Origin of the sequence: Streptomyces sp. 35G-GA-8 (assembly GCF_023534745.1) — a bacterium.
In the GTDB taxonomy this organism is placed as follows: Bacteria; Actinomycetota; Actinomycetes; order Streptomycetales; family Streptomycetaceae; genus Streptomyces.
The window spans coordinates 1-23502 of record NZ_JAMHJQ010000003.1 but is presented as its reverse complement, the minus strand read 5'-3'; the positions used below and the strand labels follow the sequence as shown (position 1 = coordinate 23502).

Sequence of the window (23502 nt, the reverse complement as noted above, 5' to 3'; positions counted from 1 at the left end):
TCACGCATGCAACAGATGGAGACACGATGAGCATGGCCCCGAGGAAGGACACGCGGTCGCCCGCGCCGCATGTGGCCGACAGCCACGATCTGATCCGTGTGCATGGCGCGCGCGTGAACAACCTCAAGGACGTCAGCGTCGAGATCCCCAAGCGGCGGCTGACGGTGCTCACCGGTGTCTCGGGCTCGGGCAAGAGCTCTCTGGTGTTCGGCACGATCGCCGCGGAGTCGCAGCGGCTGATCAACGAGACGTACAGCGCCTTCGTCCAGGGCTTCATGCCGACGCTGGCGCGGCCCGAGGTCGACGTGCTCGACGGCCTGACGACCGCGATCATCGTCGACCAGCAGCGGCTGGGGGCCGATCCCCGCTCCACGGTCGGCACCGCCACCGACGCCAACGCGATGCTGCGCATCCTCTTCAGCCGGCTCGGACAGCCGCACATCGGCTCGCCCAACGCGTTCTCCTTCAATGTCGCCTCGGTCCGGGCGACCGGTTCGATCACGGTCGAACGCGGCGCGGGCAGCAAGGCCGTCAAACAGTCCTTCACCCGCACCGGCGGCATGTGCACGCGCTGCGAAGGCCGGGGCACGGTCTCCGACATCGACCTCACCCAGCTCTACGACGACTCCAAGTCGATCGCCGAGGGCGCGTTCACCATCCCCGGCTGGAAGTCGGACAGCTGGTGGACCGTGCGGACCTACGCCGAGTCGGGCTTCCTCGACCCGGACAAGCCGATCCGCGAGTACACCGAGAAGGAGATGCGGGACTTCCTCTACGGGGAGCCGACCAAGGTGAAGGTCGAAGGCGTCAACCTCACCTACGAGGGGCTGATCCCGAAGATCCAGAAGTCGTTCCTCTCCAAGGACCGGGAGGCGATGCAGCCGCACATCCGGGCTTTCGTGGACCGGGCGGTCACCTTCACCTCCTGCCCCGACTGCGAGGGCACCCGGCTCAGCGAGGCGGCCAGGTCCTCGCTGATCGGCAAGATCAACATAGCCGACGCCTGCGCGATGCAGATCAGCGATCTGGCCGAGTGGGTCCGGGGTCTCGACGAGCCGTCGGTGGCGCCGCTGCTCGCGGCGCTGGGGCAGACCCTCGACTCGTTCGTGGAGATCGGTCTCGGCTACCTCTCGCTCGACCGGCCGTCGGGCACGCTGTCGGGCGGCGAGGCACAGCGCGTCAAGATGATCCGCCACCTCGGCTCCTCGCTCACCGACACCACCTATGTCTTCGACGAGCCCACCACGGGCCTGCACCCGCATGACATCCAGCGGATGAACGACCTGCTGCTGCGGCTGCGGGACAAGGGCAACACCGTGCTCGTCGTGGAGCACAAGCCGGAGACGATCTCGATCGCCGACCATGTCATCGACCTCGGCCCCGGCGCCGGTTCGGCGGGCGGCGTCGTCTGCTTCGAAGGCACCGTCGAGGGGCTGCGGGACAGCGGCACCGTCACCGGCCGCCATTTCGACGACCGGGCCGCCCTCAAGGAGACGGTGCGGAAGGCCACCGGGACACTGGAGATCCGCGGTGCGACGGCGCACAACCTGCGCGATGTCGATGTCGACATCCCGCTCGGTGTGCTCGCCGTCGTCACGGGAGTCGCCGGCTCCGGCAAGAGCTCGCTCGTCCACGGCTCGATCCCCGCCGGCGAGGGTGTGGTCTCGATCGACCAGGGCGCGATCCGCGGCTCGCGGCGCAGCAACCCGGCGACGTATACCGGACTGCTCGACCCGATACGCAAGGCGTTCGCGAAGGTCAACGGCGTGAAGCCGGCGCTGTTCAGCGCCAACTCCGAGGGCGCCTGCCCCACCTGCAACGGCGCCGGGGTCATCTACACCGATCTGGCCATGATGGCCGGAGTCGCCACGCCCTGCGAGGAGTGCGAGGGGAAGCGGTTCCAGGCGGCGGTGCTCGACTACCACCTCGGCGGGCGCGACATCAGCGAGGTCCTCGCGATGTCGGTGACCGAGGCCGAGGAGTTCTTCGGCGCCGGTGAGGCGCGCACTCCGGCCGCGCACCGTATTCTCGGCCGGCTCGCCGATGTCGGGCTCGGCTACCTCAGCCTCGGCCAGCCGCTCACCACACTGTCCGGCGGCGAGCGACAGCGGCTCAAGCTGGCGACGCACATGGCCGAGAAGGGCGGAATCTACGTCCTCGACGAGCCGACGACGGGCCTGCACCTCGCCGATGTCGAGCAGCTGCTCGGTCTGCTCGACCGGCTCGTCGACTCGGGCAAGTCGGTCATCGTCGTCGAACACCACCAGGCGGTCATGGCGCACGCCGACTGGATCATCGACCTCGGCCCCGGCGCGGGACACGACGGCGGCCGGATCGTCTTCGAGGGCACACCCGCCGATCTCGTCGCCGCCCGCGCCACCCTCACCGGCGAGCACCTGGCGACGTACGTCTCCACCTGACCTGGGCGTATGTCGTGTCCGAGGGGCCGGGCGGCCGAGCACGGTCCTCGTCACCGGTCGCGGGTGCTGTGGCAAGCTGATGAGGTGAGACGGCAGAACCTCGACGACCTCGTCCGGCTGCGACAGGCCCGTGACCGGATGGACCGCGACTACGCCCAGCCGCTCGACGTCCCGGCGCTGGCGCGCGACGCCCTGATGTCGTCGGGTCATTTCTCCCGCAGCTTCCGGGCCGCTTTCGGCGAGACGCCCTACAGCTATCTGATGACCCGTCGCATCGAGCGGGCCAAGGCACTGCTGCGGCGCGGCGATCTCACGGTGACCGAGGTCTGCTTCGCGGTCGGCTGTACATCGCTGGGATCGTTCAGCTCGCGCTTCACCGAGCTGGTCGGCGAGAGCCCGAGCGCCTACCGCGCCCGGAGCCATGACCTCGGCGCCGCCATTCCGGCCTGTATGGCCAAGATCCATACGCGACCGGTCAGGAACGGAGAAGCGCGCCCCACCGGCCCGGCCGTAGCGTGAACGGCATGGATATCAAACTGGCCCAATGCTTCATCGCCGTCGACGACCATGACAAGGCGATCGCCTTCTACCGCGATGTGCTCGGCCTTGAGGTACGCGACGACGTCGGGTTCGAGGGGATGCGCTGGGTGAGCGTCGGGGCGCCCTCGCAACCGGACGTGAACATCGTCCTGGAACCGCCCCTCGCCGACCCGAACGCCTCATCGGCCGACAAACAGGTCATGGCGGAGCTGATGGCCAAGGGCCTGCTGCGGGGCGTCATCTTCACGACGGACGACTGCGACGCCGCCTTCGAGCGCATCAGCGCCGCGGGCGGCGAGGTGGTGCAGGAGCCGATGGACCAGCCCTACGGCGTCCGCGACTGCGGGTTCCGCGACCCCGCCGGCAATCTGTTGCGCTTCACCCAGCCCCTCACGAAATGAGCCCCTGCCGGGCCCGCCCGGCAGGGGCCGCGTCATGGCGAGCGCTACACCGTGGGCAGCCAGTCCACCTTCCCAGCCAGCAGCGCGTATCCGACGAACGCCCCGATGTCGAGCAGTGTGTGGGCCACCACCAGGGGCCCGACCCGCCCCCAACGCCGGTACAGCAGGACGAACACAACGCCCATCACCATGTTGCCGATGAAGCCGCCGATCCCCTGGTACAGGTGGTACGAGCCGCGCAGCACCGAGCTGGCCACCAGAGCGCCCATCGGCGACCACCCCAACTGCCCGAGTCTGCGCAGCAGATAGCCGACGACGATGACCTCCTCCAGCACGGAGTTCTGCGCCGCGGAGAGGATCAGCACCGGAAACTTCCACCACACATCGGGCAGCGATTCCGGCTCCACCGTCAGATTGAAGCCCGCCGCCTGCATGACCAGATAGAACGCGAGCCCCGCGCTGCCGATACCGGCCGCGACCAGTGTGCCGCGGCCCAGGTCCGGCCCGGGCCGCCGGCCGTCGAAGCCGATGGCGCGCAGCCCGCTGCCCTCCCGCGTCAGCAGATGCGCGACCAGCAGGACCGGCACCAGCGCCGTACAGATCCCGAAGAGCTGCCAGCTGAGATCGAGCCACGGCCGGCCGGGCGCGGCCGACGCGTTGAGCTTCGCCGCCTGATCCGCCAACGCCTCGGGTCTGGTCACCGATCCGATGAAGCTGATCAGCGCGGACACCCCGCTCGCGCCGAGCGAGAGCGCCAGTACGAGTACGGTCTCGGACCGCAGCGTCCTCTGTGAGATGGCCTCCCGGGGCTGAGAACCGTCCTCCTGGCCCGCCTCCGCCTGCACACCTGCCTCCAGTTGAGTAATCCCGCCTCATGCCCCACGCGGTGCCGCTAGGGTCTCGAATGCAGGTACGAAGATCGCGCGCGACAGGCCGGGGGGCAATTCGCCGTTCGCGTGGCGAGGCTCGTTCTCGTCCACTCTGCCAGCCCTTGTACACCCTTCATGAAGGAGGGGCGCCACCGTCATGGGACGTCACAGCTTGCCCGACGCGAAGGCGACCGGCACGGGCAGGGTCCGCTCACCGCGCCGTCGCACCGTCTCCATCGCCACCGCGCTGGTCCTGGCCGTGGCGGCGGGGACGGGGGTGGCGGCCCAGAGCGGTCTCCTCTCCTTCGCGGATGCCTGTGCCGACGCGCCGGTACGGCTGGATCTGGCGGCCTCCCCCGACATCGCCCCCGCGCTGCGCGCCATCGCGGAACGCGCGCGACAGGACCGGGTGACCACCGACGGCCACTGTCTCGACGTACGGGTCGAGGCACGCGAGAACCACCAGGTCGCCGCCGCGCTCGCCGACGGCTCGGGAACGTCCGGCTACCAGGTCTGGGTGCCCGATTCCGGCATCTGGGTGGAGCGCGCCAAGGGACAGGGCGACGGCACATCGCTGACACCGGCCGGTACGGTCGCCACCTCGCCGGTGACACTGGCCACCGTACCCACGACCGCGCGAACCCTGGGCTGGCCCCGTAAGAGCTATACCTGGGCGGAACTGGCCGCGGCGGCGACCACGACCGGCGCGGACGGGCTGCCGCTCGGCGCGGCCGACCCCGCCCGCAGCGCCACAGGGCTGCTCGCACTCAGCAGCATCGCCGAGTCCTCACGGCGTGCCGGAGCCGAGGGCGACACCCGCACCGCCGCCACCGCCGAATTCCTCACCCAGCGCGTCTCCGACACCGACACACAGGTCCTGGAGACGCTGGCCCGCGACGACTCGGGCGCGGAGAAGGGCCGTCCCCGCCGCAACGAGGCGGTACTGCTCTCCGAACAGGCCGCGTTCACGCACAACTCCAAGGGCAGCGGCTCCGCCAACCTCAACCTCTTCTATCCCACGGACGGCGCGCCCGTACTCGACTACCCGTACAGCCTGGTCGACGAGACGGAGCTGACCACCGACCAGAGCCGCGCCGCCATGCGGTTCATGGCGCTGCTCGGCGACGAGGCCGCGTACCGCACACTCCAGAAACACGGCTTCAGGGTGGCGGACACGGCGCTGGACCCCGGCGTGCTCCGCACGGCGGGCGCCCTCTCACCCCAGCCGTACGACGGGAACGACGCCCTGCCGCCGTCCTCCGAGTCGCGGCAGTGGGCGCTCGGTCTGTGGACGGTGACGGTGCGCAGCGCACGGCTGACGACGGTCGTGGACACCTCGGGTTCGATGGCGGCGCCCGTGCCCGGCCGGGACGGCCAGAACCGGATGGATGTCACGAAAGCCTCCCTGCTCCGGGCTCTCGCGGGGTTCACCCCCGAGGACGAGATCGGCCTGTGGGAGTTCGCCACCCGGCTCGACGGCGCCAAGGACTACCGCGAGTTGGAGAGCACCGCCCGGCTCGGCGAGCCGGTGAAGGGCGGTGGCACCCACCGGGACCGGCTCTCGGACGCCGTCACCGCGCTCAAGCCCGTCCCGGACGGCGACACCGGCCTGTACGACACGATGCTGGCCGCCTACCGGGAGGCGGTCGCCACCTATGTGAGCGGCAAGTTCAACGCGCTCGTCATCCTCACCGACGGCTCCAACAAGGACGACGACTCGATCTCACGGGCCGAACTGATCAAGCGGCTGAAGACCGTCGTGGACCCCCGCCGCCCGGTACCGCTGATCGCGATCGCCGTGGGCCCGGACGCCGACCGTAACGAGGTCGACACAATCGCCAGGGCCACCGGCGGCGCGGGTTACGAGGTGAGCGATCCGGCCGAGATCCGGACCGTGATGCTGCGCGCGGTCATGCTGTCGGCGGGACTGACCGGCCCCGACTCCCCGGCGGCCGACCGCTCCTGAGCGCGGCCGGCCGCCTTGTGTGAAGCACACCGACGGGGCCCTGGCCCTACGTCACCGTTCATCCGGTCCCGTCGAGGGAGGACCCGGGGAACCCCAGCGGCCAGCTGTGCACCGGCTCGCCCTGGTGCATCAGCTCGCAGTAGCGACGGGTGGTGGCCGCCAGGGCCGCGTCCCGCTCAAGACCGGCCTCCAGCGCCCGGTGGAAGGTGTCCACCTGCCACGCGGCGCCGTTCATCCGCCGCTTGCAGCGCTCCTCGATCACCCCGAGATAGAAGTCGCGGTCCACGGGCTCGATCTGCCACGCGTCCAGACCGGCGGCGGCGAGCGGGAGCAGTTCGTCACGTACGAGCTTGACCACCGGCACGGTCGTCAGTCCGGCGGCCCGGCCGGGGCGCGGCCAGCGCAGCTCCGCGTCGATGCCGTAGCGGCAGGCGAGGTCGAAGTTGGCCGCCGCGTCGGCGAAGGGCAGCCGGCTCCAGACCGGTCTGGCGTCCTCGGCGAGCGCGCGCACCAGCCCGTAGTAGAAGGCGGTGTTGGCGATCACATCGGTGACGGTGGGGCCCGCGGGCAGTACGCGGTTCTCCACCCGCAGATGCGGTACGCCGTCCGCGACCTCGTACACCGGCCGGTTCCAGCGGTAGACCGTCCCGTTGTGCAGCGCCAGCTCCTGGAGCTCCGGCACTCGGCCGCTGTCGAGCACCCGCAGCGGGTCCTCGTCGTCGCAGATCGGCAGCAGTGGCGGGAAGTAGCGCAGATTCTCCTCGAAGAGGTCGTACGCGGACTCGATCCAGCGCTCCCCGAACCAGGTTCTGGGCCGCACCCCCTGGGCCTTCAGCTCCGGCGGCCGGGTGTCGGTGGCCTGTTCGAAGAGCGGCGGCCTGGACTCCCGCCACAGCTCCCGGCCGAACAGGAACGGCGCATTGGCACCGAGTGCCACCTGCACCGATGCCATCGCCTGGGCGGCGTTCCACACATCGGCGAACCGGTCGGGCGTCACCTGGAGATGGAGCTGTACGGAGGTGCAGGCGGCCTCCGGGGTGATCGACGACGAGGTGCATGTCAGTCGCTCGACCCCTTCGATGTCGAGGGTGAAATCCTCGCCCCTGGCCGCCAGCATCTGTTCGTTGAGCAGGGTGTAGCGGTCGACGTCGGAGAGATTCGCGGAGACGACGTCATGCCGGGTGAGGGTCGGGAGAATTCCGATCATCACGATCCCCGCGTCGACCTCGCTCGCTTTGCGGTGGGCATATCCGAGGCCGGTGCGGAGTTCCTCGGCGAGCTGGTCGAGAACCCATCCGCCGAGCCGGTGCGGAGCGACGTTCACTTCCATGTTGAACATTCCGAGTTCGGTCTGGAAATCACCGCTCGCGATACGCTTCAGCACCTCGGCATTCATCATCCGGGGCATCCCGTCGGACCCCGCGAGATTCAGCTCGATCTCCAGACCCATCAGATTCTTGGGCCGGTCGAACCCCTCCTCCGCCAGGAGTCGCCCCAGCACCGCCAGGCACTGCTGCAGCTTTCTGCGGTATCTCCGCCGATCGGACAGTCCGGAACCGCCCGCCTCGACCTTCTCACCCATCGAAGTGTCCCTCCTCGATCGAGTGGGCAGCCCGCGGCACCGGGCGCTCGCGTCACGATCGATAATGCCCACACGGAGTGATCCGTAACGCCCCGCCCGCGCCGCGTACCGGGTAGAGTGTGGACTTCGGTCGTGCGGCACATTCCTTTGGCATGGCGTGGCGTTCTGTATCCACTGCCCGACCGGCCGCGAAAAACGCCGACGAGTTTCGGCCGTCCGCGACGGGTGAATCACCCCAGGCCAGACGCCTGCGTTCCACGCTTATCAGCAGAAACTACGCAGGAGATGGACTTAATAGTGCCTTGTCCGCAATATGCAGGACAGCTAGCAGAAACATGGCACGAACACGTGTCGTATAAACTCCCGTATACGAGGCAGAGAGTCGGCGTCCGGCCTTACGGCCCTGAGCCCACCTCTGACCCCGCACGCTGACAGCGACGTCCGCACCCGCCCATGCACCACCTCAAGCGTCACCCCTGTCTCCTGAGTGAGAGGCAACCCACCATGCCGCTGCATGTTCCCCCGGCTCCCGCGCCCGCCCTGCGCAGCGTTCTCGCGGCACTCGGTTCCCCTACCGCCGTGCGCGATGCCCGCACCCCCGCTCTGCAGTCCGTCCAGGGACCGCTGAGCCCCGAACTCCCGCTGCCCGTCCATGTGCTCGACCAGGTCGGCCCGGTGGCCCGGGGGACCGCCCCCACGGGACGTACGCCACGGACCAGGCTGGCCGGCTGGCGCTTTCTGATCCGCAGCGGTGACCGCGCCGTCGCGGCCGCGGACACGATGCTCACCGCGGACGGCTGGGCCTTCTCGCGCTTCTTCGAGGGCCCGTACGTCACCGCGACGGAGCGGGCGGTACGGCAGGCGGAGACCCTGGGGACCGCGTACCAGCCCCGGCTGCTCTCGGTGCCCGAGCTCTACATGCTGACGCTGTGGCTGCACGGGGACACGGAGTCGGACGCCTCCACGGGGTCCCCCGCGCCGGCGGACATCCTGGTGCCTCTCGCGCCGGCCCCGCCGGGCATCGCGGCCCACCGCCCGCACCGGGTCGCCGAGTTGCTGCCCATGATCGGGCTGCGGCTCGCGCCCGCGCCGCTCCTGCGTACGCCGGCCTGACACCCGGGCGCCGGCAGCGCGCCCGCAACGCGTATTCCTCCCGTACCCCGCGGCCGCTATGGTCGCGGGGTACCTTTCTGCTCGATCGGACTAGCCCGGTTCGGCCACCCCGAACCACCCGAAAAGACGGTCAAGTTGAACTGAACCGTCCGGCTGGGTGACACGTCCTTAAGCAGAAGGAAGCGCTGTCGCGAAATCCCTGCGGATTACCATCCCTAGGGCAACACTAGGACTGGACCAGACAGATACGGGGGGCGGCCTTGACCACATCGAGCCGCAGGACACTCACTACGACACAGCGAAAGATCTCGCCCATGTGCCAGCACCAACCAGCCTGTCCCACAGCCGACTCCGCCGACCGCGACGCCGCCCGACTGATGGCTCACCACCCTGAGCAGGGCTGGAGCCTCCTGTGCAATGGCGTTCTGCTCTTCGAGGACACCGGCGAGCTGCTGCCCGACGGGAAGATCATCGCCCCGCACCGGCCGCTGCGGACCGAACAGGTGGTGACGGCGGCCTGACGCCGCCCGGTGGCGTTCGGACGCCGCCGGAATGAATGGGGCCGGCCCGGAGACTTTCCTCCGCACCGGCCCCGACGCATGTCCCGCCCCGAAGCGTGTCCTGCCTCGAAGCGTGTCCTGCCTCGACGCGGATCCGGCCCCCTGGGACCGGCCCGACCCGCGTCACGGTACGTACACGTCAGTTGTCGTACGCGTCCAACGGCGGGCAGGAGCAGACCAGGTTGCGGTCGCCGAACGCACCGTCGATACGGCGCACCGGCGGCCAGTACTTGTCCGCGGCCGAGACCCCGGCCGGGAAGACCGCCTCGTCGCGGCTGTAGGCGTGCTCCCACGCACCGCCCAGCGCGGCGGCGGTGTGCGGGGCGTTGCACAGCGGGTTGTCGTCCGCGGGCCACTCACCCGACGCGACCTTCTCGATCTCCGAGCGAATCGCGATCATCGTCTCGCAGAAGCGGTCGATCTCCGTCAGGTCCTCGCTCTCGGTGGGCTCGATCATCAGCGTCCCCGCCACCGGGAACGACATCGTCGGCGCGTGGAAGCCGTAGTCGATCAGCCGCTTCGCGATGTCGTCGACACTGACGCCGGTCGCCTTGGAGAGCGGCCGCAGATCCACGATGCACTCGTGCGCCACCAGCCCGTTGGGGCCGGTGTAGAGCACCGGGTAGTGCGGCTCCAGCCGCTTCGCGATGTAGTTGGCGGCGAGCACGGCGACCTGCGTCGCCCGCTTGAGGCCCTCGCCGCCCATCAGCCGTACATACGCCCAGGAGATCGGCAGAATGCCGGCCGAGCCCCACGGAGCCGCCGAGATCGGTCCGACGCCCGTCTCGGGCCCGGCCGCGGGCTGGAGGGGGTGGTTGGGCAGATACGGGGCGAGGTGGGCCCGTACGCCGACCGGACCGACGCCGGGACCGCCGCCGCCGTGCGGGATGCAGAACGTCTTGTGCAGATTCAGATGCGACACATCGGACCCGAACCTGCCCGGCTTCGCCAGCCCCACCAGCGCGTTGAGGTTCGCGCCGTCGACATACACCTGGCCGCCCGCGTCGTGCACGGCCGCGCAGATGTCACCGATGTGCTCCTCGAACACCCCGTGCGTGGACGGGTAGGTGACCATCAGGACGGCCAACTCGGCGCCGTACTGGGCGATCTTGGCGTGCAGGTCCTCGACGTCGACGTCGCCGTCCTCACGGGTCTTGACGACGACGACCTTCATGCCGGCCATCACCGCGCTCGCGGCGTTCGTGCCGTGCGCGGAGGACGGGATGAGGCAGACGGTACGCCCCGTGTCGCCGTTGGCCCGGTGATACGCCCGTACCGCCAGCAGCCCCGCCAGCTCGCCCTGCGAACCGGCGTTGGGCTGGAGGGAGACCGCGTCGTAGCCGGTGACCTCGGCGAGCCGCTCCTCCAGCTCCCTGATCAGCGTCAGATAGCCCTGCGCCTGCTCGGCGGGCGCGAAGGGGTGCAGCGCGCCGAACTCGGGCCAGGTGACCGGCTCCATCTCGGTGGTCGCGTTCAGCTTCATCGTGCAGGAGCCGAGCGGGATCATGCCGCGGTCCAGCGCGTAGTCGCGGTCCGCGAGCCGGCGCAGATAGCGCAGCATCGCGGTCTCGGAGCGGTACTGGTGGAAGACGGGATGGGTCAGATAGTCGTCGGTCCGCAGCAGCGCGTCGGGCAGCGCCTCCTCGGTGGCCGCGTCCAGCGCCTCGATGTCCCCGGTCACGTCGAAAGCCGTCCACACGGCGGCCAGTTGCGCACGGCCGGTGGTCTCGTCGCAGGCGATGGAGACATGGTCGGCGTCGACCTGGCGGAGGTTGACGCCGCCCTCACGCGCGGCGGCGACCACGGCGGCGGCCCGGCCGGGGACCCGGACGGTCAGCGTGTCGAAGTACGCGCCGTGCACGATCTCGACGCCGCCCGCGCGCAGCCCCTCGGCGAGCAGCGTGGCATAGCGGTGGGTACGGCTCGCGATGGCCCGCAGCCCCTCGGGGCCGTGGTACACCGCGTACATCCCGGCCATGACGGCGAGCAGCACCTGCGCGGTACAGATGTTGCTGGTGGCCTTCTCGCGGCGGATGTGCTGCTCGCGGGTCTGCAGCGCCAGCCGGTACGCCTTGTTGCCGTCGGCGTCCACCGACACCCCGACGAGCCGGCCCGGCAGGCTGCGCGCGAACTTCTCGCGTACGGCCATGAATCCGGCGTGCGGTCCGCCGAAGCCCATCGGGACCCCGAAGCGCTGGGTGGTGCCCACCGCGATGTCCGCGCCCAGCTCACCCGGCGAGGTGAGCAGCGTCAGCGCGAGCAGGTCGGCGGCGACGGTGACGATCGCGCCGAGGCCGTGCGCCTGCTCGACCACGGACCTGATGTCCCGTACGGCTCCCGAGGCGCCCGGGTACTGGAGCAGCACACCGAAGACCCCGCGCTCGGCCACCTCGGCGGGGATGCCCTCGCTCAGGTCCGCGACGACGACCTCGACACCGGTCGGCTCGGCGCGGGTCTCGATCACGGCGATGGTCTGGGGCAGGGCGTCGGCGTCGACCAGGAAGACACCGCCCTTGACCTTGCCGACACGGCGGGCGAGCGCCATGGCCTCCGCCGCCGCGGTGCCCTCGTCCAGCAGGGAGGCGCCCGAGGTCGGCAGCCCCGTCAGCTCGGCCACCACGGTCTGGAAGTTGAGCAGCGCCTCAAGCCGGCCCTGGGAGATCTCCGGCTGGTACGGGGTGTACGCGGTGTACCAGGCCGGGTTCTCCATCACGTTGCGCAGGATCACCGACGGTGTGTACGTGCCGTAGTAGCCGAGCCCGATCATGGGCGCGAGCACCTGGTTGCGGTCGGCGAGGGAGCGCAGCTCGGCCAGCACCTCGGCCTCGGTACGGGCCCCAGGAAGCCGCAGGGCCTCCGTGCTCTTGATGACGTCCGGCACCGCGGCGGCGGTCAGCTCGTCGAGCGAGCCATAGCCGACCTGAGCCAGCATCTTGGCCTGCGCCGGCGCGTCGGGCCCGATGTGGCGCTGCTCGAAGGGGGTGCCTCGCTCCAGCTGGGAGAGCGGAATGCGGTTGACGGTCATTGCGGAGGCCTCCTGGTCGACGCGACCTGTGAGGGGCACCGCGACACGGGTGCCCGAACGGCCTCCCCCTCTGTCATCTCGACCTGAGAGCTTCACCGGCCCGCCCGGAGGCGGCCCGGCTTTCACCGTCGGTGAGAGCGGATGCCGTCCGACGCCCGCCCTGCTTTCCAGAGTGACCTCGTCCGTGCGGTACGGGTGCCTGAGAGATTCCGGGGAGGATTTGCTCCTTCGGCGCCTCCGGCCTTCTCTCCGGAGGACTCTCCCGCACGGGGTCAGCAGCCGCTTGCCAGCCTACCAGCGCGACCTTCGGCACAACTTTCGAGTGGCCGACGCCCGACTTCTGCACTTTTGTAGTATTCACAAGCAGGTGCGACCAGTTGGAGGGACCGTGGAGACCGACATTGATCCGCGCAGTCTGATAGGCCGCAAGGCGTTCGACCGTAACGGTCATAAGCTCGGGACAGTGGACGAGGTGTATCTCGACGACGCCACCGGAATCCCGGAATGGGCCGCCGTCCGTACCGGACTCTTCAGTCGCGACGCCTTCGTCCCCCTTGCCCCCAGCACGCTCTCCCAGGACGGTCTGCGGATCCCGTTCGAGCGGGCGCTGATCCGGGACGCCCCCGATTTCGGTGTCGGCCGGCATCTCTCCCCCGACCAGGAACTCCAGCTGTACCACCACTACGGCCTGGCCCTGCCGGACCCCGAGCCACCCGAACGGCCCGCTTCGCTGTCCGATCGTGACTCCGAACGCGACTTCGGACGGCTGGCCGGCCAGGACGACTGACCGGCCACCGCCGGCACCAGGGGAAGCGGCTCCGAGAGCTCAAGATCAGGGTCGTCGGCCCAGAAGGTCCGCACCCGCCCGGGCGCGGACCCCGGCTCCTCGAACCGTACGGTCACCCTCCGCAACCCGCTGCCCTGCACCCAGCCCGCACCGAACTCGCGATGGCGCACGTCGTGTCCCGCCGGGAAACGCCGCTCGGCGGGCACCTCCGGAGCCTCCACGGGCCCACCGCCGCCGCTCCCGGCCCATGCCGCGGCCGATGAGTCCGCCGCCCCCTCCCCCACGGCCCGCTCCGCACTCACCGGCTCGCGCGCCCCCTCGTCCGCCGACGCGTGCGACGCGGCGGCGGACTCATCGGCCGCGGCCTGGGCAAAAAGATCCTCCTGCGTGAAATCAGCGAGCCCCGTCACCCCCACCCCGAGCAGCCGTACGCCGCCCGTGGTGTCCACCGATTCCAGCAGGCGCCCCGCGGCCTCCCGCACCACCCCGGGGTCGTCCGTGGGCCCGCGCAGGGTCTCCGAACGCGTCAGGGTCGAGAAGTCGTACCGCCGCACCTTGAGGACGACGGTGCGCCCCGAACGCCCCGCCGCCCGCAGCCGCTCGACGCAGCGGTCCGCGAGCCGGTCCACCTCCGTGCGCACCCTGACCCGGTCGTGCAGATCGACATCGAAGGTGTCCTCGACCGAGACGGACTTGGCGTCACGCTCGGACACCACGGCCCGGTCGTCGAGCCCGAGCGCCATCCGGTACAGCGAGGCGCCATGGGCCCTCCCCAGCAGCCGTACGAGCTCGTCCTCACCCGCCTCGGCCAGATCGGCGACCGTGGTCATGCCCGCCCGGCGCAGATGGTCCCCCGTCGCGGGCCCCACCCCGGGCAGCGTACGCACCGACATGGGCCCCAGCAGGGCGCGCTCCGTACCGGGCTCTATGAGCACGAGGCCGTCCGGTTTGGCCTGCTCGGAGCCGATCTTCGCCAGCATCTTGGACCCCGCGAGGCCCACCGAGCCGCTGAGCCCCGTCACCGCCCTGATGTCCGCGCGCAGCCGCTCACCCGCCGCCAGCGCCGAGGCGGTGTCATCGGCCGAGCCGCCCGCCTCCAGGTCCACGAACGCCTCGTCCAGGCTCAGCGGCTCCACCAGCGGCGAGAGCCGGCTCAGCAGCTCCATCACCTGCTCGCTGACCGCGCGGTAGAGCGAGAAGCGCGGGACGAGATAGGCGGCATTCGGCGCCAGACGCCTCGCCTGGGCCATCGGCATCGCCGAGTGCACCCCGAAGCGTCTCGCCTCGTACGAGGCCGTGGAGACCACCCCACGCGGGCCCAGACCGCCGACCACCACCGGCTTTCCGCGCAGACTCGGCTTCGCCGCCTGCTCGGCGGCGGCGAAGAAGGCATCCATGTCCAGATGCAGGATCGTCGGCGCGGATCTCACATCACCGATGCTCCCTCACGCCACTGACAATCGGCGCGGGTCACGGGTCAGACAGCCCGGTCCCGGCGCCGTCTGGCCAGTTCATCGGCGGGGTTGTTGCCGATCAGCGTCTCGCCGGTGTCGGTACGCTCCCCGTGGAGCTGGGACAGCGCGGCCTCGACATCCCGCCACACCACACCCACCGCGATCCCGAAGACCCCCTGGCCCCCCTGGAGCAGGCTCACCACCTCGTCGGGCGAGGAGCACTCGTACACGGTCGCGCCGTCGCTCATGAGCGTCACCCGGTCCAGATCCTGGAAACCCCCGGCCCGCAGATGCTGGACCGCCGCCCTGATGTTCTGCAGGGCGACCCCGGTGTCCAGGAACCGCTTCACGATCTTGAGGACGACCACATCCCGGAAGCTGTAGAGCCGCTGGGTGCCCGACCCGTACGCGGGGCGGACACTCGGCTCGACGAGTCCGGTGCGTGCCCAGTAGTCCAACTGGCGGTACGTGATCCCCGCCGCCGCGCACGCGGTCGGACCCCGGTATCCGACCGTCTCCGCTCGGGGATCGGGGGCACTGCCGTGAAGCGGATACGGACCGCCCGCCGCCGTACTGTCGCCGCTGCTTCTCACGCCGACCCTCCGTCCTTGACCTGCCCTGTCGAAGGTAGGCAGTCACCCGGGGTGCGTCAACGATCGCCACACTCGCCACGCCGAGTGATAATCACCCTGAGTGTGGTTTCCCGTACCCCGTTACGGGGAAAGGCTGACCGAATGCGCTGACAGAGCCCGGCGCAGCGCTCACCGGCCGCTCACTGGCTGTTGGTCCCGAAGTCCTCCGGAGAGATCTGGTCGAGGAACTCGCGGAACTTCTCCACCTCGTCCTCCTGCTCATCCGGGATGGCGATGCCGGCATCGTCCAGAACCCCGTCACTGCCGTAGATAGGCGTGCCCGTGCGCAGCGCGAGCGCTATGGCATCGGACGGCCTGGCGCTCACCTCGACCCCGCTCGCGAAGACCAGCTCCGCGTAGAAGACCCCTTCACGCAAGTCCGTGATCCGGACCTCGGTGAGCTCTTGACCCACCGCTTCCAGCACGTCCTTGAAGAGATCATGGGTCAGCGGCCGGGCCGGGGCCATGCCCTGCTGGGCGAAGGCAATGGCGGTCGCCTCCCCCGGTCCGATCCAAATGGGGAGGTACCGGTCGCCTCCCACTTCACGCAGGAGCACGATCGGTTGGTTGGAGGGCATTTCCACCCGGACACCCACAACGTCGAGCTCGTTCACACAGCAACCCTAGGACGTGCCCGGCAGGTTTGGGTAGTCGGACTCCCCCATGATCAGCCCGGCCGGACCCCGAGAGCCGTCCGTACCAGGGCCGCGTGAAGGCTCGTGGAGAGCGCGGCCAGCTCCTTCGTGGTCGCCTCGGCACGGGCCCTGGTCTGCGGGTTACGGTGACGACGCAGCGGCGACACGACCTGTTCGACGAGCCCGGCCTCGCGTTCCGCCGCCGCCTTCATGACCCGCAGATGCCGGGGTTCCAGACCGAATCGTCCGAGATCCGAGACAAGCCGGGCCACGGTGACGGCCCCGGCGTCATAGCCGCCGTCCGGCAACGGCGTGATGAGGCCGTACGACTCCCACTCGTCCAGCAGGCTCTCGCCGACACCCGCCGCCGCCAGCAGCTCGTCGCGGCCGATCCTCGCCGCGGTCGGGGCCTCCGGGCGGGCCTCCGGGACGGCGCTCAGCGGCCCCCGCTGGGGGCCCGGCAGCTGAACGCGCTCGCCGCGCCCCAGGGCGTCCAGCTGCTCCCTGATGACCTTCAGGGGCAGATAGTGGTCGCGCTGCATCCGCAGCACCCGGGCCAGCCGCTCGACATCCCCGGAGCTGAACTTCCGGTAACCGGAGGGGGTCCTGTCCGGCTCGACCAGACCCTCCGCCTCCAGGAACCGGATCTTGGAGATGGAGATGCCGGGAAACTCGTCCCGCAGCCTGGCGAGCACCGCGCCGATGCTCAACAGCGGCTCGCCCGTGGGGGCGGTGCCGGATCCGGCACCGCCCTTCGGTGTGCGCAGCATGGACCTTCCCTGAGGGTCAGGCGCCCCGCTGGCTCGCGTAGAAGACCAGCCGGTACTTACCGATCTGGACCTCGTCACCGTTCGCCAGCAGGACCGAATCGATCCGCTCACGATTGACGTACGTACCGTTCAGACTGCCCACGTCCGAGACGGTGAAGCGGCCGTCCGCGCCCCTGCGGAACTCCACATGGCGACGCGAGACGGTCACATCGTCCAGGAAGATGTCGCTCTCCGGATGGCGGCCGGCCGTGGTCAGCTCGCCGTCCAGCAGGAAGCGGCTGCCCGAATTCGGACCGCGGCGCACCACCAGGAGCGCCGATCCCATCGGCAGCGCGTCGACCGCCGCCTGCGCCTCCGGCGTGAGCGAGGGAAGCGACGTCTGGCCGGTCACCTCGGAGTCATACGCCTCAAGACCCGAGATGGAGATCGTCGAGGTCGTCTCCGAGGCGCGCTCCGCGGGCGCGGCGCCCCGCAGTGGCGCACCACAATTGGAACAGAACCGACTGGCTTCGGCGTTTCGGTGTCCGCACCTCGTACACACAGGCAAGGCCGACATAGAGGGAACCTCCTGCCGCGACTGCCCCCCCGGGACAGATGAGTCCTCGAAACCTATGCGGCCGGGACCAGCAGGGTCAACAGACGACGCGCCGGAGGCGTCACTACCCACCTGGTCACGGAAGAGCGGGCGCTCGCCACCCGACTCCTCGCTCTGGCCATGGCGCGATGCGCGATGGCGGGCGGAGCCGCCCTCCTCGCGTGCGCTCTTGCCGAACAACTTCGCAAACAACTTCACGGGCGATTCCCCTTGACCGAAACAGACCCGCCCGTGGGGCAGGACGAACCCTGAATGAACACACCTGCCGACCCGGACATCTTGACAACGTCCGTATCCACCGGACAGTTTCCACCACGCACCACGCTGATCGTGCGCCGACCCCCCGCAACCTCATGCCCGCGTTCGGCGACTGCCATGCGCCCCCGCCTCACTGCGACGACGACCGAGCGTAGTCAGGACGCTTCGCCGGTCGCAAGGCATCCACGATGATCTTCTCAGCCCGTGTCACCGTGGCCGTGGCCTGCTCCTTCTCCAGCGTCTGGACCACTCCGCCCGGAATGTTGAGGGCGGGCTCCAGATCCTGTGGCTTGCCGATGACCTTGAAGTCATACGGTGCCGTGACCGCCTTGCCGTCCACCTGCACGTCACCTCCCGTACCCGAGAAGTATGTATCGGCGACCACCCGGACGTCATTGACCTGGGTGGCCTCGGCGCCCGCCGCCCGCAGTTCCTGAATGGCGTCGAGCAGCATGTCCGGCTCGACCGTGCCGCTCGGGTCGCTGATGGTCAGCGTGATTCCGGGCCCCTGCGCCGCGACCGTGCCGGCCAGGATGCCCAGCTGCTGCTCCTTCTCGCGCGTCTGCTTGCGCGCCTCCTCGGCCTGGTCCGAGCTGGTCTCCAACTCGGTGCGCTGGGCGTCGAGACGCTGCTTCTCGTCCTCAAGACGCTGCGTACGGTTGTCGAGTTCATCGAGGATGCGCACCAAGTCCTCCTGGCGTGCGCCACGCAGCGCGCTGTCGTCGTTGTTCGACGTGACCTGGATCGCGAGCCCGAGTCCGAGCACGAACAGCAGGACCGCGACGATCAGCTGGGCCCTGGTCACCCTCGGCGGCCACAGCCCCGCGGCCAACCGCTGGCGGCCGGTGAGCTGTTGGCGCTCCGGCTCCGACGGGGTGGGGGTGCCGTCCTCGTTGCTGGGGGTCTCTCCGCCGCTCATCGGCCTCACGCCCGGAACACATGCCGACGGATCGCGGCAGCGTTGGAGAAGATACGGATACCGAACACGACCACCACGCCGGTGGACAACTGGGCGCCCACGCCCAGCTTGTCGCCGAGGAACACGATCAGCGCGGCGACGACCACATTCGACAGGAACGAGACGACGAAGACCTTGTCGACGAAGATCCCGTCGAGCATGGCGCGCAGCCCCCCGAAGACCGCGTCGAGCGCGGCGACGACAGCGATCGGCAGATAGGGCTCGACCACCGCCGGCACCTCGGGCCGGACCAACAATCCGACCACGACTCCCACGACGAGGCCCAGTACCGCGATCACGATGTGCCCTTCCCGGTGTTGGCCGCGCCCTGTCCGTTGCTCTTCCCGGCGTCGGCGGCCTTCGGCTCTGCTGTACGTACGATCAGGCTCGGCGCGGCAGGCAGACGCACCTCGTCCTGATCCGAAATGCTGGTGCGAATACCGAAGTTCTCCTGCAGCGCGTGCAGATACTGACCGTCGGCGCTGTCCTGGAACGCGGTGCTCAGCCTCTTCCCGTCCCCCACCGCGAGCACCTCGTACGGTGGCACCAGCGGCCTGTTGTCGACCAGTATGGCGTCGCCCGCGGCCCGGATCGCGGACAGCGAGGTCAGCCGCTGCCCATTGATCGCGATCGCTTCCGCGCCCGACTCCCACAGCCCGTTGACGACCCGCTGCATGTCGCGGTCGCGCACCCGGCCCGTATCGGAGAAGTCGCTGCTCTCCCGGGGCCCGCCGCCACCGGACTCGGTGCTCTTGGCGTCATCCACCACGAGCCGCACGCCAGGACCGTGCACCGGCGTCGCACCCGCGAGCAGGGCGACCAGCTCGCCCTGCTCGCCGCCGTGGTCCCGCAGGGCCGCACGCTGGCGCTCGCCCACCTCGGTGCGCAGCTTCTCGACCGTGCTCTCCAGCGAGTCCGCCGCGGCGGTCTCCGCGTCGATCCGGCTGATCAGCTCCTCGCGCTCCTTGGCCACCACGGGCGCCGAGATCCGCGCCTGGGCCGCTCCGACCGTGACGACCAGAGCGGCCAGCACCAGACCCGCGGCGAGGCCCAGCTTCGCCTTGAGGGTGCGCGGCAGCCCGCCTTCTTCGGCGTCCCTGCGGGCCGCCGCCTCCGCATAGCCCTCATCGAGGCTGTGGTCCATCACATTGTTCAGCAGCGACATCGACGCGTCGGGGCGCGGCGGCGGAGAGCCGGTGCTCCGAATGGGGGGCTGCTGCGACATGACGCACATCGTCGCACGTCGGGGGCGCTACCGCCGAATGGCCCCACCGGCGTGCCGGACGGCGGTCGATCACACCGTACGGCACACCGGTGACACACCCGCGAAGGGCCCTAATGACCTGCGCTGTCCACCACCGACGACCACTCGTCGAGCAGCGCCTGCGCCGACGCGTCATCGGGGCCTTCCGCCCACAAATGAGTGACGGCCTCGGCCGGGTCGGGCAGCACCATCACCCAGCGGCCGTCCGCCTCCACCACACGCACCCCATCGGTCGTGTCCACCTGCCGGTCTCCGGCCGCCTCGACGACGCTGCGCATGACCAGACCCTTGACCGCCCAGGGAGTCGCCAGATCCCGGCGCAGTACGTGCGCACGCGGAATACGGGCGTCGATCTGGCTCAGCGTGAGCTGCGTACGCGCGACCAGACCGATCAGCCGCACAAAGGCGGCCGTACCGTCCAGGACACTGCTGAACTCCGGCACGATGAAGGCTCCACGCCCGTCACCGCCGAAGATCGTGGTCTCCTCGCGGCCCACCCTGGTCAGATCGTCGGGCGAGGTGGTCGTCCACTCCACCTGTGTGCCGTGGTACGCGGCGACCTGCTCGGCGATCCTCGTGGTGGTCACGGGCAGCGCCACCCGGCCGCTGCGCCGCTCGGCCGCGACCAGATCGAGCAGGACCAGCAGCGCGCGGTCGTCCTCGATGATCCTGCCCCGCTCGTCGACCAGCGACAGCCGCTCACCGACGGGGTCGAACCGCACCCCGAACGCCGCGCGCGCCGAGGCGACGATCTCACCGAGCCTGACCAGGCCGGAACGGCGCGATTCGGCAGTCTCGGTCGGCCGGGACTCGTCGAGACCGGGGTTGATGGTCAGCGCGTCGACCCCGAGCCGGCCCAGGAGGCTGGGCAGTACGAGTCCGGCGCTGCCGTTGGACGCGTCGACCACGACCTTGAGCCCGGCCTCCGCGATCCCGGTCGTATCGACATTGCGCAGCAGCGAGCCGGTGTACGAGTCGAAGACGCTGGCGGGGAAGTGCAGATCGCCGATCTCCCCGGGGAACGCGCGGCGGTACTCCTGTCGCGCGTACACGCGGTCCAGCTTGCGCTGACCGCCCTGCGACAGGTCGGCGCCGCGCTCGTCGAAGAACATGATGTCCACGGAGTCCGGCACCCCTGGCGAGGTACGGATCATGATGCCGCCGGCGCTCCCCCGGCCCGTCTGCTGCCGGGCGACGGGCAGCGGCACATTCTCCAGGTCCCGCACATCGATGGCGCTGGACTGCAGCGACGAGATCACCGCGCGCTTGAGCGCACGGGCACCACGTGAGTGGTCGCGCGCCGTGGTGACCGTTGAGCCCTTCTTCAGGGTGGTGGCGTACGCGCCCGCGAGCCGCACCACGACTTCTGGCGTGATCTCGACGTTCAGGATGCCGGAGACACCGCGCGCTCCGAAGAGATGCGCCTGCCCTCGGGACTCCCAGATCACCGACGTGTTGACGAAGGCGCCGGCTTCGATGGTCTTGAACGGGTAGACCCGCACATTGCCCTGGATGATCGACTCTTCACCGACCAGGCACTCGTCGCCGATGACCGCGCCGTCCTCGATCCGCGCGGCCCGCATGATGTCGGTGTTCTTGCCGATCACACAGCCGCGCAGATTGCTGTGCTGCCCGATGTACACGTTGTCGTGGACGACGGCCTTATGGAGGAACGCGCCGGTCTTGACGACGACATTGGATCCGACGACGGTGTGCTCGCGAATCTCCGCGTCGGCCTCGACCTTGGCGTAGTCACCGATGTACAGCGGCCCGCGCATAACGGCGTCGGGATGGACCTCGGCACCTTCGGCGATCCACACACCCGGCGAGATCTCGAAGCCGTCGATATCGACGTCGACCTTTCCTTCGAGCACATCGGCCTGGGCCTTGACGTAGCTCTCGTGTGTGCCGACGTCCTCCCAGTAGCCCTCGGCGATATAGCCATAGATCTTCTTGCCTTCCTTCATCAACTGAGGGAAGACATCACCGGACCAGTCCACCGACACGTCGGCCTCGACATAGTCGAAGACCTCGGGCTCCATCACATAGATGCCCGTGTTCACGGTGTCGGAGAAGACCTGTCCCCAGGTGGGCTTCTCCAGGAAGCGCTCGACCTTTCCCTCTTCGTCCACGATCGTGATGCCGAATTCCAGGGGATTCGGCACCCGGGTCAGACACACTGTCACCAGTGCGCCCTTTTCCTTGTGGAAGGCGATGAGATCGGTCAGATCGAAATCGGTGAGCGCATCACCGGAAATGACGAGGAAGGCGTCGTCCTTCAGCGCCTCCTCCGCGTTCTTCACACTCCCCGCGGTGCCGAGCGGCTTCTCCTCGTTGGCATAGGTCAGCTCCATGCCCAGCTCTTCGCCGTCACCGAAATAATTCTTGACGAGAGAGGCGAGGAATTGCACGGTTACGACGGTCTCACTGAGCCCATGGCGCTTGAGCAACCGCAGCACATGCTCCATGATCGGGCGGTTTACGACCGGCAGGAGCGGCTTGGGCATGCTTGAGGTCATGGGGCGAAGTCGAGTACCTTCGCCACCGGCCATCACGACGGCCTTCATGTCGGAAGCGTCCTCCTTGAAGAGACGGTCTCGCCGACTTCACCCGTCTGGACAGAGGCCCCTTTGACGTCGGGCGTGGACCGGCGACGCTGCACGGCACCACATCGACGAGCTCAGTCGGCCACGTTGTCCGCCCTGACAAGCCGACGGACCTGGACCACGTACAGAATCCCTGCCCACCAGTACAGACTTGTACCCCAAATGGCGAACGCCCATCCGAAAACTTCAGCGAGTGACGCAAGCCAGCCACTTCCGTCACTGAGGAGCAGGAGCGGGAAGGCGTACATCAAGTTGAAGGTAGCCGCCTTGCCGAGGAAGTTCACCTGGGGAGGCGGATAGCCGTGCCTGCGAAGGATGGCCACCATGACCAGAAGCATCAGTTCCCGGGCCACGAGAGCCAGGGCCAGCCAGAGGGGCAGAATCTCCCGCCAGGTGAGGCCAACCAGGGTGGAAAGGATGTAGAGCCGGTCGGCAGCGGGATCAAGAAGTCGTCCCAAGCTGCTGATCTGGTTCCAGCGCCGGGCGAGCTTGCCGTCGAGATAGTCGCTGACGCCGCTCAGCATGAGCACCAGCAATGCCCAGCCGTCGCTCTTCGGACCGCCGAACTCAGGACGCAGGATCAGCCACAGGAAGAGCGGTACGCCGACGAGGCGGGCCATGCTGAGGATGTTGGGGATGGTGAGCACCCGGTCCGTCTGAACGCGAGTCTCCTGGACCTCCACCCGGGGGCCTCCTGTGTGGAACGTGCCAACGATGCCTCCTGACCCTACCCTCAGCGCCGGCACACGAACGCAGGGGGGTAAGAGGAGAGGGAATCAGAACGCAGGAATGCCCCGCACCAAAAGGTACGGGGCATTCCCACAATAATTGTTCGGCGGCGTCCTACTCTCCCACAGGGTCCCCCCTGCAGTACCATCGGCGCTGTGAGGCTTAGCTTCCGGGTTCGGAATGTAACCGGGCGTTTCCCTCACGCAATGACCACCGAAACACTATGAAGATATCGAACCACACCGGACATCAACACGGCTGTTCGTTACTTCAGAACTAACACAGTGGACGCGAGCAACTGAGGACAAGCCCTCGGCCTATTAGTACCGGTCAACTCC

General features: G+C 69.1%; 20 protein-coding genes, 1 rRNA gene and 1 riboswitch. Of the genes, 7 read left to right on the top strand and 14 right to left on the bottom strand.

Annotated elements, in window-relative coordinates; translation table 11 throughout:
• Positions 1–26: 26 nt before the first annotated feature.
• The 3 genes from M1203_RS06560 to M1203_RS06550 all read left to right on the top strand — a co-directional run bounded on the left by M1203_RS06560 (position 27) and on the right by M1203_RS06550 (position 3361).
• A complete protein-coding gene (locus M1203_RS06560; RefSeq protein WP_249948563.1) occupies positions 27–2420 on the top strand; it encodes an excinuclease ABC subunit UvrA in 2394 nt (797 codons plus the stop codon).
• Positions 2421–2558: 138 nt separating this feature from the next.
• Positions 2559–2939: a helix-turn-helix transcriptional regulator gene (locus M1203_RS06555; protein WP_249949059.1), complete on the top strand. Its 381-nt coding sequence runs from the start codon at positions 2559–2561 to the stop codon at positions 2937–2939.
• Positions 2940–2944: 5 nt separating this feature from the next.
• On the top strand, positions 2945–3361 hold the full coding sequence (locus M1203_RS06550) for a VOC family protein (RefSeq protein ID WP_249948562.1): 417 nt from the start codon (positions 2945–2947) through the stop codon (positions 3359–3361).
• A gap of 44 nt (positions 3362–3405) precedes the next feature.
• Here the strand turns inward: M1203_RS06550 and M1203_RS06545 are convergent, their stop codons facing one another.
• A complete protein-coding gene (locus M1203_RS06545) occupies positions 3406–4206 on the bottom strand; it encodes a CPBP family intramembrane glutamic endopeptidase (protein ID WP_249948561.1) in 801 nt (266 codons plus the stop codon).
• A gap of 181 nt (positions 4207–4387) precedes the next feature.
• Between M1203_RS06545 and M1203_RS06540 the strand changes: the two genes are divergently transcribed.
• Complete coding sequence (locus tag M1203_RS06540) at positions 4388–6196, top strand: substrate-binding domain-containing protein (RefSeq protein ID WP_249948560.1); 1809 nt, start codon at positions 4388–4390, stop codon at positions 6194–6196.
• A 58-nt stretch (positions 6197–6254) separates the two neighbouring features.
• Here the strand turns inward: M1203_RS06540 and M1203_RS06535 are convergent, their stop codons facing one another.
• On the bottom strand, positions 6255–7778 hold the full coding sequence (locus M1203_RS06535; RefSeq protein ID WP_249948559.1) for a glutamate--cysteine ligase: 1524 nt from the start codon (positions 7776–7778) through the stop codon (positions 6255–6257).
• A 504-nt stretch (positions 7779–8282) separates the two neighbouring features.
• Here M1203_RS06535 and M1203_RS06530 point away from each other — a divergent pair.
• Together M1203_RS06530 and M1203_RS06525 are read left to right on the top strand one after the other, a co-directional pair.
• Positions 8283–8891, top strand: coding sequence for a hypothetical protein (locus tag M1203_RS06530; protein WP_249948558.1), 609 nt, complete (start codon positions 8283–8285; stop codon positions 8889–8891).
• Between the two features lie 314 nt (positions 8892–9205).
• Positions 9206–9412, top strand: a complete 207-nt coding sequence (locus tag M1203_RS06525; RefSeq protein WP_030353035.1) for a DUF5999 family protein — start codon at positions 9206–9208, stop codon at positions 9410–9412.
• 178 nt (positions 9413–9590) lie between these two features.
• Here M1203_RS06525 and gcvP read toward each other — a convergent pair whose 3' ends face one another.
• Positions 9591–12476, bottom strand: coding sequence for an aminomethyl-transferring glycine dehydrogenase (gcvP, locus tag M1203_RS06520; protein WP_249948557.1), 2886 nt, complete (start codon positions 12474–12476; stop codon positions 9591–9593).
• Between the two features lie 177 nt (positions 12477–12653).
• Positions 12654–12751: riboswitch (glycine riboswitch) on the bottom strand.
• 113 nt (positions 12752–12864) lie between these two features.
• On the opposite strand from gcvP, the gene M1203_RS06515 reads away from it, so the two are divergent.
• Positions 12865–13263, top strand: coding sequence for a PRC-barrel domain-containing protein (locus tag M1203_RS06515; RefSeq protein ID WP_249948556.1), 399 nt, complete (start codon positions 12865–12867; stop codon positions 13261–13263).
• Here M1203_RS06515 and M1203_RS06510 read toward each other — a convergent pair.
• From M1203_RS06510 to rrf, 11 genes are all read right to left on the bottom strand, one after another.
• Positions 13158–14693, bottom strand: a complete 1536-nt coding sequence (locus M1203_RS06510) for a DNA polymerase IV (protein WP_249948555.1) — start codon at positions 14691–14693, stop codon at positions 13158–13160. The two genes, M1203_RS06515 and M1203_RS06510, sit on opposite strands and share 106 nt — an antisense overlap.
• 47 nt (positions 14694–14740) lie before the next feature.
• A complete protein-coding gene (locus M1203_RS06505; protein WP_249948554.1) occupies positions 14741–15310 on the bottom strand; it encodes a MerR family transcriptional regulator in 570 nt (189 codons plus the stop codon).
• Positions 15311–15489: 179 nt separating this feature from the next.
• Positions 15490–15963: a bifunctional nuclease family protein gene (locus M1203_RS06500; RefSeq protein ID WP_006123076.1), complete on the bottom strand. Its 474-nt coding sequence runs from the start codon at positions 15961–15963 to the stop codon at positions 15490–15492.
• A gap of 53 nt (positions 15964–16016) precedes the next feature.
• Positions 16017–16754: a MerR family transcriptional regulator gene (locus M1203_RS06495; protein WP_249948553.1), complete on the bottom strand. Its 738-nt coding sequence runs from the start codon at positions 16752–16754 to the stop codon at positions 16017–16019.
• Between the two features lie 16 nt (positions 16755–16770).
• Complete coding sequence (locus M1203_RS06490; protein WP_249949058.1) at positions 16771–17655, bottom strand: FHA domain-containing protein; 885 nt, start codon at positions 17653–17655, stop codon at positions 16771–16773.
• A gap of 82 nt (positions 17656–17737) precedes the next feature.
• Positions 17738–18526, bottom strand: coding sequence for a DUF881 domain-containing protein (locus tag M1203_RS06485; RefSeq protein ID WP_249948552.1), 789 nt, complete (start codon positions 18524–18526; stop codon positions 17738–17740).
• A gap of 5 nt (positions 18527–18531) precedes the next feature.
• Positions 18532–18864: a small basic family protein gene (locus M1203_RS06480; RefSeq protein ID WP_023543062.1), complete on the bottom strand. Its 333-nt coding sequence runs from the start codon at positions 18862–18864 to the stop codon at positions 18532–18534.
• A complete protein-coding gene (locus M1203_RS06475) occupies positions 18861–19790 on the bottom strand; it encodes a DUF881 domain-containing protein (protein WP_249948551.1) in 930 nt (309 codons plus the stop codon). The genes M1203_RS06480 and M1203_RS06475 overlap by 4 nt, the downstream gene beginning before the upstream one ends.
• A 110-nt stretch (positions 19791–19900) precedes the next feature.
• Entirely contained in the window at positions 19901–22396 is a 2496-nt protein-coding gene (locus M1203_RS06470; RefSeq protein ID WP_249948550.1) for a mannose-1-phosphate guanyltransferase, read from the bottom strand.
• Positions 22397–22509: 113 nt separating this feature from the next.
• Positions 22510–23118: a CDP-alcohol phosphatidyltransferase family protein gene (locus M1203_RS06465; RefSeq protein ID WP_249948549.1), complete on the bottom strand. Its 609-nt coding sequence runs from the start codon at positions 23116–23118 to the stop codon at positions 22510–22512.
• A 147-nt stretch (positions 23119–23265) separates the two neighbouring features.
• Positions 23266–23382: ribosomal RNA gene (gene rrf, locus M1203_RS06460) — 5S ribosomal RNA — on the bottom strand.
• Positions 23383–23502: the final 120 nt, after the last annotated feature.